At 42.9% G+C, this 13,776-nt stretch carries 18 protein-coding genes and 1 pseudogene; 7 read left to right on the top strand and 12 right to left on the bottom strand.

What is annotated here, in order from left to right; all coding sequences use genetic code 11:
* Positions 1-65 precede the first annotated feature (65 nt).
* The 5 genes from gspM to E2K52_RS05690 form a co-directional block, all read right to left on the bottom strand.
* Positions 66-545, bottom strand: coding sequence for a type II secretion system protein GspM (gene gspM, locus E2K52_RS05710; protein WP_151204192.1), 480 nt, complete (start codon positions 543-545; stop codon positions 66-68).
* Positions 545-1,687 carry a type II secretion system protein GspL gene (gene gspL / locus E2K52_RS05705; RefSeq protein WP_151204191.1) on the bottom strand — a complete coding sequence of 381 codons (1,143 nt, stop codon included), beginning with the start codon at positions 1,685-1,687 and terminating at the stop codon, positions 545-547. The genes gspM and gspL overlap by 1 nt, the downstream gene beginning before the upstream one ends.
* A gap of 31 nt (positions 1,688-1,718) precedes the next feature.
* The gene (sixA, locus tag E2K52_RS05700) at positions 1,719-2,174 is read right to left on the bottom strand and encodes a phosphohistidine phosphatase SixA (protein ID WP_151204190.1); all 456 of its coding nucleotides are present in this window, start codon (positions 2,172-2,174) and stop codon (positions 1,719-1,721) included.
* Positions 2,175-2,249: 75 nt separating this feature from the next.
* Positions 2,250-3,323: an NAD(P)H-dependent glycerol-3-phosphate dehydrogenase gene (locus tag E2K52_RS05695; RefSeq protein WP_151204189.1), complete on the bottom strand. Its 1,074-nt coding sequence runs from the start codon at positions 3,321-3,323 to the stop codon at positions 2,250-2,252.
* A gap of 32 nt (positions 3,324-3,355) precedes the next feature.
* Entirely contained in the window at positions 3,356-3,937 is a 582-nt protein-coding gene (locus E2K52_RS05690; RefSeq protein ID WP_151204188.1) for a nitroreductase family protein, read from the bottom strand.
* 436 nt (positions 3,938-4,373) lie between these two features.
* Between E2K52_RS05690 and E2K52_RS05685 the strand changes: the two genes are divergently transcribed.
* On the top strand, positions 4,374-4,754 hold the full coding sequence (locus E2K52_RS05685) for a hypothetical protein (protein WP_151204187.1): 381 nt from the start codon (positions 4,374-4,376) through the stop codon (positions 4,752-4,754).
* A gap of 71 nt (positions 4,755-4,825) precedes the next feature.
* On the opposite strand, the gene rhlB is transcribed toward E2K52_RS05685, so the two are convergent.
* Positions 4,826-5,977, bottom strand: a complete 1,152-nt coding sequence (gene rhlB, locus E2K52_RS05680; RefSeq protein ID WP_151204186.1) for an ATP-dependent RNA helicase RhlB — start codon at positions 5,975-5,977, stop codon at positions 4,826-4,828.
* A gap of 97 nt (positions 5,978-6,074) precedes the next feature.
* On the bottom strand, positions 6,075-6,290 hold the full coding sequence (locus E2K52_RS05675) for a cold-shock protein (protein ID WP_004280099.1): 216 nt from the start codon (positions 6,288-6,290) through the stop codon (positions 6,075-6,077).
* 386 nt (positions 6,291-6,676) lie between these two features.
* Between E2K52_RS05675 and E2K52_RS05670 the strand changes: the two genes are divergently transcribed.
* The 5 genes from E2K52_RS05670 (at position 6,677) to E2K52_RS05650 (ending at position 9,439) form a co-directional block, all read left to right on the top strand.
* Positions 6,677-6,910 carry a sulfurtransferase TusA family protein gene (locus E2K52_RS05670; protein ID WP_151204207.1) on the top strand — a complete coding sequence of 78 codons (234 nt, stop codon included), beginning with the start codon at positions 6,677-6,679 and terminating at the stop codon, positions 6,908-6,910.
* 140 nt (positions 6,911-7,050) lie between these two features.
* Positions 7,051-7,920 carry an RNA polymerase sigma factor RpoH gene (rpoH, locus tag E2K52_RS05665; RefSeq protein WP_151204185.1) on the top strand — a complete coding sequence of 290 codons (870 nt, stop codon included), beginning with the start codon at positions 7,051-7,053 and terminating at the stop codon, positions 7,918-7,920.
* Between the two features lie 124 nt (positions 7,921-8,044).
* Positions 8,045-8,410: a DUF423 domain-containing protein gene (locus E2K52_RS05660; protein ID WP_151204184.1), complete on the top strand. Its 366-nt coding sequence runs from the start codon at positions 8,045-8,047 to the stop codon at positions 8,408-8,410.
* Positions 8,411-8,444: 34 nt separating this feature from the next.
* Positions 8,445-8,642 (top strand): sulfur carrier protein ThiS, encoded by a 198-nt coding sequence (thiS, locus tag E2K52_RS05655; protein ID WP_151204183.1) that lies wholly within the window; start codon positions 8,445-8,447, stop codon positions 8,640-8,642.
* A gap of 14 nt (positions 8,643-8,656) precedes the next feature.
* Positions 8,657-9,439, top strand: coding sequence for a thiazole synthase (locus E2K52_RS05650; protein ID WP_151204182.1), 783 nt, complete (start codon positions 8,657-8,659; stop codon positions 9,437-9,439).
* A gap of 64 nt (positions 9,440-9,503) precedes the next feature.
* Here E2K52_RS05650 and E2K52_RS05645 read toward each other — a convergent pair whose 3' ends face one another.
* The 3 genes from E2K52_RS05645 to E2K52_RS05635 all read right to left on the bottom strand — a co-directional run bounded on the left by E2K52_RS05645 (position 9,504) and on the right by E2K52_RS05635 (position 11,203).
* Positions 9,504-10,091, bottom strand: a complete 588-nt coding sequence (locus E2K52_RS05645) for a YiiX/YebB-like N1pC/P60 family cysteine hydrolase (RefSeq protein ID WP_161981121.1) — start codon at positions 10,089-10,091, stop codon at positions 9,504-9,506.
* Between the two features lie 16 nt (positions 10,092-10,107).
* Positions 10,108-10,518, bottom strand: a complete 411-nt coding sequence (locus E2K52_RS05640) for a DUF4878 domain-containing protein (RefSeq protein ID WP_151204180.1) — start codon at positions 10,516-10,518, stop codon at positions 10,108-10,110.
* Between the two features lie 73 nt (positions 10,519-10,591).
* Positions 10,592-11,203 carry a glutathione binding-like protein gene (locus tag E2K52_RS05635; protein ID WP_151204179.1) on the bottom strand — a complete coding sequence of 204 codons (612 nt, stop codon included), beginning with the start codon at positions 11,201-11,203 and terminating at the stop codon, positions 10,592-10,594.
* Between the two features lie 566 nt (positions 11,204-11,769).
* Between E2K52_RS05635 and trmB the strand changes: the two genes are divergently transcribed.
* Complete coding sequence (gene trmB, locus E2K52_RS05630) at positions 11,770-12,486, top strand: tRNA (guanosine(46)-N7)-methyltransferase TrmB (RefSeq protein WP_151204178.1); 717 nt, start codon at positions 11,770-11,772, stop codon at positions 12,484-12,486.
* 229 nt (positions 12,487-12,715) lie between these two features.
* On the opposite strand, the gene E2K52_RS05625 is transcribed toward trmB, so the two are convergent.
* Both E2K52_RS05625 and E2K52_RS05620 read right to left on the bottom strand, forming a co-directional pair.
* A complete protein-coding gene (locus E2K52_RS05625) occupies positions 12,716-13,492 on the bottom strand; it encodes a Rossmann-like and DUF2520 domain-containing protein (RefSeq protein WP_151204177.1) in 777 nt (258 codons plus the stop codon).
* An 80-nt stretch (positions 13,493-13,572) separates the two neighbouring features.
* Positions 13,573-13,776, bottom strand: a pseudogene (locus E2K52_RS05620) (acyl-CoA thioesterase domain-containing protein); the annotation flags it as partial.

The raw sequence follows: 13,776 nt of genomic DNA, 5'->3' as shown, positions 1-13,776 counted from the left end.
AGTCGCCATATTATAGGCATAGGCAGCCCAAAAAACCATGCTTTGTAAATCTTTATTTTTAGTTGCTATTGCACAGTCGCTGCTAATTTAATCTGCTCTGCTTCCTTATTTAGCTCCATTTTTTCGATACTTAGCCCCATTTGGGTCAGCTGGGTCAGGAAGTTTGCCAGCACTGCATAATTTTCATGCAGAACGACCAACTGAATTTTTCCATCTATGTGCTGGGAAGCAACAGACAAACCTTGCTGCTGAGCAACACGCTGGACTTTCTCCGCAGCATCCAGCTGTAAGTCTCCAGCGGGTTTCATGGTCACGGCATTACTCTGCATCCACACAATTGTATCTTTAAGCTGATTTAAACGCTTTTGCTGGGTATCCGCAGCTTGATGCATATACCAGAGTGCAGAGCCAATTGCTGCAACCAGCACAAATATAATGGTGAAAATGACCAGCACCTGCTCACGCACGGACAAGCTGTCCAAATAATCACTGAATCTTTCAAACTGCTGGTCAAGCCGGTTTTGTAATTGTTGCATCGTTTTCATTATTGTATTTTCACCAGTCCTACCGCACCTGTAGCTGTTGCCTGTATATTGCCTAACTCCACCTTGAATCCCTGTTGATTCAACTGCTGGGAAAGCCCATTCAAGCTTTCCGAGGTTGCAGCTTGTAACTCCAGACTCAGCCCCGACGCATCATAATGAACGCGCTGCGCCACCATCTGGTTCTGCATCAACACTGGCCCCACGCGGCTCATTAACTGTAAAGCATACATATTGGCAGTCTGGCTCTGACGCAACTGCGCCTCAAACTGGCTTTCAATATTTTGCTCGGTCACCGGATAATTCTGCCCAAACCAGTATTTAAACTGATCTATGGCCTGCATGGCCGTCTGATTGGCAACTTTTTTATATTGATACCAACGCACTGCATCATAACTAAACTGAACCAGCAGAATCCCCACGAAAACCGCAGCACAAGCCTTCCAGTAGCCTGAAATTACGCCTTCAGATTTTGCTTTAGGCAGAATGTTAAACGGATGCTGCTTGGGTTTCTTAATGACTGGTAATGTGTACTGAAAAGATTCAATCTGCTCCCGCGTCGTCACCGCTTCCAAGCTATTTAACTGCTCAACATCGAGACCACTGACCTGGTATTGTAAATCTTTGGGTTGAAAATCCAGATATAAGCTTAGGTCATCCAGTGACTGGCCTATATACTCATCTTCTCGAACCAGCAATTGTCCGCCAATTTGTGTAATCACCCGCTGATTGGCATGCGCAGGCACAGGCACAATCAGAAAATCTGGCAATAATGCGGTAACTTTTACCGGAATCAAGTTTAGGGCATGCTGCAAGGTTTCTACCGTAGAGTTTGCAATTCCCATAAGCCTGATCTGGTCAGGCTGCTGAAAATGATGCAAGACCTTCATGGCATCGACCGGCAGCACCACATATTCTTCCAACAAATATTTAATGCCTTCATTGCCCATTTTCTTATATTGGCTGCGTGACAAAGTCTGCTGCAAGATTTGCACATGACGGCTTGGAAAAAAAACCACCGCCTCTTTGGCCTGATAAGCCTGTATGTCCTGAATCAGCTGCTCCAGTGTCGCTGCCTGGTTCCAGAACTCCCCCACTGACCATTGCCAAATCCCATTGGCTTCTGGCATCCATAAATACAACATCGATTGTGTTCTACCATTTTTTTAACTGGTTTTATATTGTTGGGCTAAAGCTTTTTATCTGGGTTGATAAACCCGCTGCAATCACCGCCTGATCATAAATACGCGCTTCAGCCAGCGCATAAGGCTGAAAAGATTCACCCACCAGAATTGAAGCAATATGTGCCACGACATTCATATGACAGACCACTGCAATCGACTCATAAGGCAGTTGCGATAACCATTCCACGGCTACTTTTGCATCATCATCTGGCTTGATGGCATTACAGATCACCACAGGCACATCTTTAAAATAATGCTGTAAATGTGCCAAAGTTTCCTGTGCACGCACCAAAGGACTGACCACAAAGACTTCAGGCTTGATCCTATCTTTTAAAAACTGCGCCGTCTGTTCTGCCTGCTGGTGCCCACGCTCCGTTAACGGACGTTTGCCGTCATGACCATTGACCGGAGGAGCAGCCTCGCCATGTCGTACTAAAGTCAGTTGCATCTTTCATTCCTTCATTTCTTGTATTTGTATGATAACGATCAGATATGACAGACATTATACAATTAGGGTAATAAATTAGACCTGATGATGGGGCAAAACAAATTCAACATCACTGCGATGACCATTTTTCATCAGCGACAACGCAATCGACAAGGGTGGCGCCCCCTGGAAAATCACCTCATATAATGCAGTGGTAATCGGCATATAAACTTCCAGCTCTTCCGAACGCATCTTGACCTGCACAATGGTATTAATCCCTTCTGCAGTTTGGCCCAGTTCGGTGGTAGCCTGTTCCAGAGTTTTACCCTTACCTAAGGCATAACCCACCTGATAGTTACGGCTCAGCGGGCTGTTACAAGTCGCAAACAGATCACCCACACCAGAAAGCCCCAAGAAGGTGAGCGGATTAGCACCGAGCTTTACTGCAAAGCGGCTCATTTCAGCCAATGCACGGGTCAGAATCATACTTTTGGTATTCTCACCCACGTTATAGGCAGCAGCCATTCCCATGGCAACCGCATAAATATTTTTCAAGGCTCCGCCCAGCTCCACGCCATGTACATCATCACTGGCAAAAACACGGAACAAGGCACTATGCAAGGCCTGCTGCACTGCATAACGCACCAGCTCAGATTCACTGGCGATCACTGTACCTGCCGGTTGCCCCGCCATAATCTCCTTGGCCAGATTAGGACCGGAAAGTACACCACAAGGCACTTCTGGTAAAACTTCACGAATAATATCACTCATAAAGCTAAATGTTTTCGCCTCAATCCCCTTGGTCAGGGAAATGACCGCCTGAGAACTAATAAAAGGCTTAATCTGCTGCAGGACATCACGGAAAGAATGACTTGGAATCGCAACCAGAATAATATCGCGATCACGCACAGCCAGCTCCAAGTCAGATACAGCATGCAAATTGGACTCTAACTGAAAATCCGCCAGATAGCGCTTATTAATATGTGTCGCATTAATATCAGCTGCGACTTCCGGATCACGAATCCAGATCATGGTATTGCAACCATTACGCACTGCGGTATTGGCCATAGCAGTTCCAAAACTACCACCACCCAGGACCGTAACTCTTAAAGCAGTATTCTGATTTACTGCTACCGGTTCAACCAAATCGGAAAAATTCAACTCTGACATCTTGTTTTTAATATCCTGTTTTGCAGTGCAGTTTAATTATTTGGATGCCAGTAACTGACATAATTACTGGTCTGAATGTCTGCGCGTGATGCAATGGTTTTGGCCGCCGTACCAATATAAATAATGCCAGAAATCAGGTCATCTTTGGAGATTCCTAAAGCCTGCTTAAACAAAGTCGATTCCACCACTACTCCACTGCGCCACATGGTCGAAAAACCCTGTGCTTGCAAAGACAACAGGAAATTTTGAATTGCGGCCCCAGAACTCAGGATTTGTTCAAAATGCGGAACTTTGGGATGATCCTGCAAACGTGTCAATGCCAGCACCAGCAATGGCGCACGAAAAGGATGGTTTTTAACTCGCTCAATCTGTGCCGTTTCAGTTTCACCCAGATCAATCAACGCCTGAGACAATAAAAGTCCAAAAGCTTCACGCTGCTCATCAGGCACCACCACAAAGCTGGTAGGCTTTAACCGGTGATGGTCCGGTGCAGTTAAGGCAGCCTGAAAAGCATACTCTAACTGTTCTGCATTGGGTGCAGGCGCTACTAGACTTCCAATAGACTGTCGCTGGTGAATATTTTGATGAACGATGTCGACCACTGATTCCGTCATTGCTTTCTAAATCTGTCACTTAAAAACTACTTTTAAGGTTAGCATATTCATAGCAGAATACTCTAGAAACTTCACAAGTATTGCCAGCATACACCAGATGCTGACAGCCATTATTTCCTGTTTTAAAGAGAATCGGCAACTATTGAAATTTCAGAAATGGATTGCGCCATAAGCTAAAACTGAGCAGATCAGGTATAAAACGAAGCGAATAGCAAGACCGGACTTATTAATAGCAAGCTTCATAACCAAATCTGAGATCGTTTTAGCCACATGAACGGAAACAAGGCATCTTTTTGTTTAACAAAGCAAAAGTATAAGCACGCTTAAGTGCACAGGGCTATACTAAAAATTGCTAAACTTATACATCAACCACAAAATTTGTAGTTCTTTCTGTGGTGAAATAACTTCTATTTAGCGGATTTATCAGGACAGCATCATGAAAAAAACAATGGCATTCGGCGGGCTAGCTCTTTCTACGCTCATTTTAACAGCATGTGCTTCCAGCCCGACCTCTTCACTGGCGGTGCAAAAAGAAAACAATCTGTTTGAGGTAACCGGTTTAGGAAAAACCCAGTTAATTGCGAAAAACAATGCAATTGCAGCAGCTAATAAAGCCTGTGGGTCGCGTAGCACCACCATCGTTGTAGATGAGCAGACTGCCTATAATGGTGCATTAAAAGGTGTTGTGGATGAGCAGACAGGCCAAATTATTCAAGCCGCTGCAACGGTTTTAGGGAATATTGCCGGAACCAATACCGGGCTAAACCAGAAGGATGACTATCAAACTACCTTAACTTTCCGCTGTCAGGCTAAATAATTTTTTAATAAATAAGCATAAAAAACCGCTCTTTAAGAGCGGTTTTTTATATTCATTCAATGCCAATCTGATTAACAGTAACCTTCCAGACGGGTTAATGGCAGCTTTTGTCCAATTGCTTTTTCAATTTCAGGCAGATAGAACGCATCATCCTCAGAAAGAAAACTGATACTCACACCTCGACTCCCTGCACGTCCAGTACGACCAATACGGTGTACATAATCATCTGACTGTTCAGGTAAGGTGAAATTTACTACATGCGATACACCGTCAACATGAATACCACGTCCTGCGACATCCGTTGCAATCATGATGTTATGGTTGCCATTTTTAAACTGATCCAACATCTTCAGACGTCTGTCCTGTGCAATTTCACCAGAGAGCATCACCACTTTATAACCATCACGTTTTAAATGATCATACAGTCTACGCACCTGGTCACGACGGTTGGCGAAAATCATGACCTTCTCGATCGGCTCATCCCGCAACACCTCTTGCAGCAATTTATATTTATCCGCTTTAGCGACCATATAAACACGCTGTTCAACATCAGCATTGGTTTTCTTTTCCGGTTCAATCTCTACAGTAACAGGTTCAAAGAGCCATTGCTGTGCCAGATTTAGAACATCATAACTAAAGGTTGCAGAGAACATCAAAGTTTGGCGCTGCTCTTTACGCGGAGAGAAACGCACAATCCGCTTAACTGATGGAATAAAGCCCATGTCGAGTAAACGGTCCGCTTCGTCAATGACCAGAAACTCGATTTGATCCAACCAGACTTCTTTCTGGTCAACAAAGTCGATCAGACGACCTGGAGTCGCGACCATAATATCCACGGGTGCTTTATCCAGTTGTGCCTTCTGCTTGTCAAAATCAACACCACCCAGCAAAGTCACAACACTCAAACCACTGAACTTCGTCAGGTCCTGAGCATCACTTTCAATCTGCAAAGCCAGCTCGCGAGTAGGCGCCAAAATCAGGGCACGCGGCTCCCCACGATAACGCTGCTCCTTAATCGGATTATTCAGCAGGTCATTGATCACACTAATTAAAAAGGCTGCTGTTTTTCCGGTACCTGTTTGTGCACGACCAATCGCATCATGACCCGCCAGTGTGAATTTTAAAACCTTCTGCTGAATCGGCGTCATGGAGTTAAAGCCTAAGGCATCAATTGCTTTTTTCAGTTGGGGATGTAAATTTAAGGTTTCAAAACCAGATGACATAAAGCGCTGCTCTAATTCAATGATCACAAAGATGGGAATAGTATAAACAAAAAACGCCCCAATTTATATTGGAGCGCTTTTCAGATTAATCCGAAGATTAGTCTAACGGTTGAACTTCTTCAGCTTGGAAGCCTTTTTGGCCTTTTACAACACTGAATTCAACACGCTGGCCGTCACGAAGTGAACGATGACCGTCACCTTGGATAGCACGGAAATGAACAAATACGTCATCACCGCCATTGCGTTGAATAAAGCCGAAGCCTTTAGTGTCGTTGAACCATTTTACTACGCCTTGTTCACGAGCAGCTGTCATTAGTTAATCCTCATTGATACTAAAAAAAGGACCACCCGGTGTTGCAAACAGCAGAGCAAACAAGTTTGAAAATATTATTTTTAAGCTTGTAATCATTCTGTAAAACTATTAACAAAATCCCGGTTACATCCATGGTGTTATAGGGTGAAAAACAACTAAGTTGTTTAACTGAAATCCTAATTACCCAACGAGCTTAGCACGGGTTTATGACAATTAATAGATATTTTTTAGCTTTGTTCTTTTTGATTTAGTTATTTTTTTCACAAAATATGTCAAATAGCAGATAAGTGTTAGTTGATGTATCTTTTTGCTCAAAAATTTGGGGTTTGGCATCCTATTTGCTATTATTTATGGTCTTTTTTAAAGGTGGTACGGATAAAGCAGTCATGGGGCAAAATAGCGACCAAATCAGTATCATAGATGCGATGGGCAAACCCTGTCCAATGCCGCTACTTATGTTAAAGCGCGCATTAAAAGCCCAACCTGGTCTGACATTTTTACTAAAGTCTTCTGATCCGCATAGCCAGACTGATGTGACACGCTATTGTCAAATCCATCATTTAACATATGAATTTAGACAGATTTCGGCCACAGAGTTTCACTACCTGATTGAATCTTAAAAAAATTCAATTAGACTGGATAGCTTCACAAACGTATAAAACTTTACATTTCTCTACCCAAATATCCATTATTTGCGGAGAGTTTGGATTAAGATTAAACCTAGTTAAGGGTTAAATCCCCCGCACTTCAAGGAGAACACATGAGTGACAGCCGCAATCAATTGATGCCCCTGTCATTATCGGCGCCAGGTGTCAATCTCGGTGCTTATATTAGTACTGTCAATCAAATTCCTATTTTAACAGCCGAACAAGAAAAAGAGTTGGCTGAACGCTATTACTATGACCAAGATCTCGATGCAGCAAAAATGCTGGTCATGTCACACTTGCGTTTTGTGGTGCATATTGCACGTAGTTATGCAGGCTACGGCCTGCCTCAGGGTGACCTGATTCAGGAGGGTAACCTGGGTCTGATGAAAGCAGTAAAACGCTTTGACCCGAACATGGGTGTACGTCTGGTGTCATTTGCAGTGCACTGGATTAAGGCTGAAATTCATGAATATGTGATTCGTAACTGGCGTATTGTCAAAATTGCCACCACCAAGGCACAACGTAAACTCTTCTTTAATTTACGCAGCCTGAAAAAATCATCAAAAAAGCTGACGCTCGAAGAAGCAAAATCAATTGCGAATGACTTGAATGTCACACCAGAACAAGTACTGGAAATGGAAGGCCGTCTGACGGCATATGATGCTGCTTTTGATGCCTCAGGCGATGACGATGACGAAGGTTCAACCCATGTTGCACCGGCTTTGTATCTTGAAGATAACCGTTATGATCCGGCGCGTTTGATTGAAAATGAGGACTATGAGGAACAAAGTACCTCTGCCCTGCACGACGCCATGGAACAACTGGATGACCGTTCACGTAATATCTTGCAGCGCCGCTGGCTCGATGATGAAAAATCGACTCTGCATGAACTGGCAGCCGAATACAATGTTTCTGCCGAACGTATTCGCCAGCTGGAAAAAAATGCCATGGAAAAAATTAAAGTTGCAATGTCATCTAACTGATATTTTGAATTTGCATGATTTGATATTGTCAAAAAAAGCCTTCCTCCCAGAAGGCTTTTTTATGCCGGCAATTTGACTTTTATGCTAAAGTTAAGCGCAAACTTTATGGGGAAGATCAATTCAAATGTGGATTGCGATTTCAGCACTCAATCTTGCACTTGCAGTCCTGCTCGGTGCATTTGGTGCACATGGTTTAAAGGCACGGGCAACTGAAGCGCAAGTGGCCTGGTGGCAGACAGCGACAGATTATTTTTTCTATCATGCGCTGGGTTTACTGCTTCTGGCCATCATGAGCCGAGTCATTCTAGAGTTGCCGATCAAGTGGAGCTTTGTCCTGATTCAGGCTGGAATTTTCTTCTTTTGTGGTTCTCTTTATATTATGGCACTAGGCCTGCCACGTGGTTTAGCTGTTATTACGCCCATTGGCGGTGCTTTAATGATTGCCGGCTGGTTAATTCTGGCCTGGAATGCCGTAAAATATATCAAATAAGTCTGAAGCTTTAATCAATCATGGAGGGTTGCCAATGCTGGTTTATATTAATGGCGAACAACAAGATACTCAATGCAAAAACCTGCTGGAACTGGTTCAAAGTCTTGCACTTGAAGGCAAGCGCTTTGCAGTTGAGGTCAATGAAATGATTATTTCTAAAAGCAGATTAGGTGAAACATTAATTTGCGAAGCGGACAAGATAGAAATTATTCATGCAGTCGGTGGCGGCTAATACTTGGGACAACTATGCAAGATTTATTACAGATTGGTTCACGCCAATTCCAGTCTCGCCTTTTAGTAGGTACAGGCAAATACAAAGATTTAAATGAAACGGATCAGGCAATTCAGGCCAGTGGTGCAGAAATTGTGACCGTTGCGATTCGCCGTGTAAATATTGGCCAGCATCCGGATCAACCAAATTTACTTTCAGTGATTCCCCCTGAAAAATATACGATCTTGCCCAATACAGCGGGTTGTTTTGATGCCAATAGTGCAGTACGGACCTGCATGCTGGCACGGGAACTCCTCGACGGACATAATCTGGTCAAACTGGAAGTCTTAGGTGATGAAAAAACACTTTATCCGAATGTGACTGAGACCTTAAAAGCAGCTCGCACTCTGATTGACGATGGTTTTGAAATCATGGTTTATACTTCAGATGATCCAATCGTGGCTCAGGAGCTTGAAAGCATGGGCTGCGTGGCGATCATGCCATTGGGCAGTCTGATCGGCTCAGGCCTTGGTATCCTCAACCCGCATACGCTTTCCATTATTAAGGAAAATGCCAAAGTTCCGGTACTGGTCGATGCTGGTGTCGGTACAGCCAGTGATGCCGCCATTGCGATGGAACTGGGCTGTGACGGCGTGCTGATGAATACTGCAATTGCAGCTGCACAAAACCCGATTCTGATGGCTTCTGCGATGCGTAAAGCAGTAGAAGCAGGCCGTGAAGCCTTCCTGGCAGGTCGCATGCCGCGTAAGCGTATGGCCAATGCCAGTTCGCCGGAAACTGGTTATTTCTTTAAATAAATCTCATTATAGTCAAAGAATTGTATGATTCTTTGACTATAATTTAGCTTTTACTCATCCTAAATTATCTATTTTTATAAATCAGTTCGACGGATTCAAGCTTTAATAAAGCATCAGGAAAGAGCAACTCCCCCTGCAAGCCTGGCAATTCAACCTTACTCCAGACCAGTTTATTACGTAAAGATAATGGAAGTTTCTCCGCAATAATCGTAGTGCAATAACGATGCGTCTCACCTCTTGATCCTAAAATAAATTGCTCTCCTACCTGCCTTGCCACGGCCCTAGCAATATCTTTTCTTTTATCTGGCTCTAAACTGCTTTCTCTATAAACCGCCCACTTTTTTGCTCGTTTTGAGTCAACAAAATCACTGATATCTGATTGAATCACTTGATTTAAATATGAGGGATCGTCATCTGTGGTCGCATGCACCACCCAAATTTTCGGTTGAGTCGCTGCAATCACGCCAATATGTGAATACTCACTCCCACTCAGCTTTTTGATTAAAAAACTTTCGTAACCCACCCCCTCCCGAACAATCCAATCACCCACTTGAAATGCATGCTCGGGTATATAAATCTGTTTATCTGGCTTTATAGTATCTTTGGAGGAGAACCCAATAAAAAGGCAGATTAGAATAACTAATCCGCCCAAAAACAAAATAAACCGATTATAAATCAACTTTCCATTTATCTTCATTTTTGATAAGTTTTACTCGATCTGTTACAGAATTAGAGCCTTCATTTTTAAAGCTGACTCCGATAGTCACCCGTCCTTTGCCATTTGCTTCATCGATATTTTTGTCTACCACACTAATTTCTTTGACTCCGCCTTTACGTTCAGCTTGCTCTTTAGCCTTTGCCGCGCCAGCTTTTATTTTGCCTTGAATCATTTCTTCAGAACCTGCTTGGGCTTTAACATTTTCAGGTATATAAATATAAGAGAGCATTTTTTCTGAGTCGCCTTTATAGGCTGCTGTAACATATTCTTGAGCTACATTTTCTGGATTTTTAACATTACTACATGCAACCAACATGCCCGTTAACCCAAAACTTAATACTAAATTTAGTATTTTCTTCATCTTATTTATTCCAATAGCAATTATTAAATGAAAGTCAAAAAAAAAGCATAATAATTATGCTTTTTTTAAAATTTTAAGGAATTAGACCTTCATCTCGCATTGTAATCTGTACAGACTGCCGCGCCGCAACTTTGTTTCGAAGATGAATAATATTCTTATACGGACTTAAATCATGCTCAATATGATTCGACCAATTGGTCAACACAAACAGATAAGCATCGGCTGGGCCAAAGTTATCATCAACCAGATAGTCATTGTCTGATTCAGCAATCGCTTTGTCGATATAACTTAATAGACGATCGACTTCTGCATAGGCTTTTTTCTTTTCATCATCGGATAACTTGCCACCAAAGAACACCGCATAAGCATCATGCAATTCTGAATTGAGATAACCTAACCATTCCAGCACTTTGGCACGTCCCATGCCAGAGGGTGGAATCAGATCCTGTTTGGGATCATGTTGTGCAAGAAACGGTAAAATTGCCACATTCTCTGTCAGAATTAAACCCGGGTTAATTTCAAGTGCAGGTACATAGCCTTTGGGATTAATTTCGTAATAATCCGTACCTTTTTCTGTTGTATGGCTTTTTAAATCAACACGTTCTAAATCAAAGTCGACATTAATTTCATTTAAAATAATATGTGCTGCCAATGAGCAGGCACCTGGCGAATAGTAAAGCTTCATTTCTGATCCTTGTTCTACACTTCTCAATGTTTTAAAACGCTTCTGACAAACTTTCAAGCGATCAAACCTGTAAATTGCAAAAAAGCGTAACTGTCATTCCAAGACATTTACTTCTTCAATATTGAGGAAATCACAAGCTTTTGCAAGCCTATCTTGTGTAGATTTTTATCTGCATCTGTTTAAGAGACACGGGCTTTCCTTATTGAGAAGCGATTTTGTGATACGCCTTAAAAGTGGAAAGTTTTCTAGTGTCTGGAGAGAGTATTGACAGAGCAGAGGATGAAGCCTGAATTACGAGCAAGCTTAAATATTCGGGACTGGATCTGACTCATGCATGGGTTTAAGAGATGGCTTCGGTGAATATACTGAATCACCTGGTTCAGAAATTTAAAGTCAAAAATATTTGAACATCTCATTTAATTTTATTGACAAATAGAGCCAAGAGTTCTTTTTATTTGACTTCGGGAGTCCAGCGGGCTTTTTATGGATAAATACCGAGAAAAGTTTGACTTGCTCCGCTCAGGACTTAAAATACCGCATTCTGAATTTTTAGTTTTGCCAAAATTATGTCGAACGATCAATTAGACCAGCACGTCGTAGAGCTGGACAATTTAAGCGAACACCGTGAAATTGTGACGTTTATGCGCCGTTCAGCGCCATTAAATACCTCTCAACGTACTGCGCTTGAACAATATGGTCACTTAATTTTGGAATATCCGGTAGGTGATTTACGTCAGCATTTTGAACATCCTGAACGTCCGTTAACGGTAGAAATCGGTTTCGGCATGGGCCGTTCCCTGGTATTAATGGCCAAAGCCAATCCTGAGCGCAACTTTATTGGGATTGAAGTACATGTTCCAGGAATTGCCCAATGTGTCTATGAGGCTGGAATTGAAGGCCTGACTAACCTGCGTGTGCTAGATGCCGATGCAATTCAGGTATTGCGTGAAATGCCGGACAATAGCATTAATACAGTTCAGTTATATTTCCCTGATCCATGGCAGAAGAAACGTCACTTCAAACGCCGTTTTGTTTCGCATGACCGTATGCCACTGGTAGAACAAAAGCTGGAGCTTGGCGGAACTTTCCATGCCGCAACGGACTGGGAACCGTATGCGGAATGGATGCTTGAAGTATTGGAAGAACGTCCACGACTGGAAAATCTGGCGGGCAAAGGCAACAGCTACCCGCGCCCGGACTGGCGTCCACAAACTAAATTTGAGCGTCGCGGCATTGAAGCCGGCCACAAGATTAATGACTTTATCTTCAAGAAAATTTCTTAAGAAAAGAGTTTTAAAAAAGCGCTGACCTGATCAGCGCTTTTTTATTGGAAAAATTTATCTTTCAGCCAGAAGATTAGTGCAAGTCCTGTGCCTATCATCGGGCTTAAAAATACAAACAACGCTTCATCCCTATAGCATGTCCATTTTATTATTTTTTTCTGCGCATTTTCACTTAAATTTAAAGAGTGAATGCAACCAAATTAGCTTATTCAATTAAAAATTAATCCTTTCATTTTTGATGACGCGCTAAAATCTGCTGGCTTAACAGCTGATAAACCTTTTGCAAATCATCTCGTTGCATCTTCGCCAGCATCTGCTGATGCATATTCAAGATATTTTCATCTCCTCGCATTGCAGGTCCAGTTTGCATTTGGCGTGGATCATTCTGCGTGGCTTTATTGGCGGTTTCCAGCATCAATGGAGAAAGCAGGCTAAAATCAACCTGCTGCGCATCGACCACCTGTTTGGCCATATCATAACAGTAATTGCTAAAATTACAGGCAAATACCGCAGCTAAATGTAGGCTTAAACGTTGCTCAGAGCTGTAGAGATAGACCTTTTCGCTTAGGCTATTTGCCAGAGTATGAAGTTTTCCCTCGTCTTCATCATCATGTGCTTCAATAAACAAAGGGGTATTCAACCAGTCAATTTCACGCTCCAGACTGAAGGTTTGAAGAGGATAAAACACTCCGGATTTTGGATGTACATCACGCAGCACATTTAAGTGCGTACTGCCTGATGTATGTACTATCAATACGTCTGGCAGATAGTTATGTACCTGCTGGATGACTGTTTGGATCGATTGGTCACTGACTGCAATAATAACCAGATCTACATGACTATCCAGCTGTTCAGGGCTGGTGATGGCCTGAGCTGTGCATAGATCAGCCAGTTGCTGGGCTTTTTCAACAGTCCGACTATAGATCTGTACAATTTCATGCTGGCCTGACAATACACGGGCGAAGTGATAAGCCACGCGCCCTGCCCCGATGATACTTATCCGCATCTACGTATATTCCTGATAATTTGCACACAGCATGCCAATAAAAAAAGGACGAAGCAATTCGTCCTGATTTTAAAGGGATGTTAAAATTTCCGAAGGGTCAGAATCTGCTCACTGCGTCCGAATGGCCCGTGAATATCATGCAGAATGCCGCTGGTCAAACCGATACCATCTTCGCCATATTGCTGCACCACTTCCAGCCCCAACCATTCACCTTGTGGCAGACGGTGCATGTGAATCTGCAAGTCCAGATTCGGGAATCCCCAGCCCGCACTCGGGTCCTGACG

It is taken from the genome of Acinetobacter sp. RF14B (assembly GCF_006864105.1).
GTDB classification, from domain to species: Bacteria; Pseudomonadota; Gammaproteobacteria; order Pseudomonadales; family Moraxellaceae; genus Acinetobacter; species Acinetobacter lwoffii_C.
The sequence above is the reverse complement of the archived record's forward strand: the minus strand, read 5'-3'. Positions and strand labels throughout refer to the sequence as shown.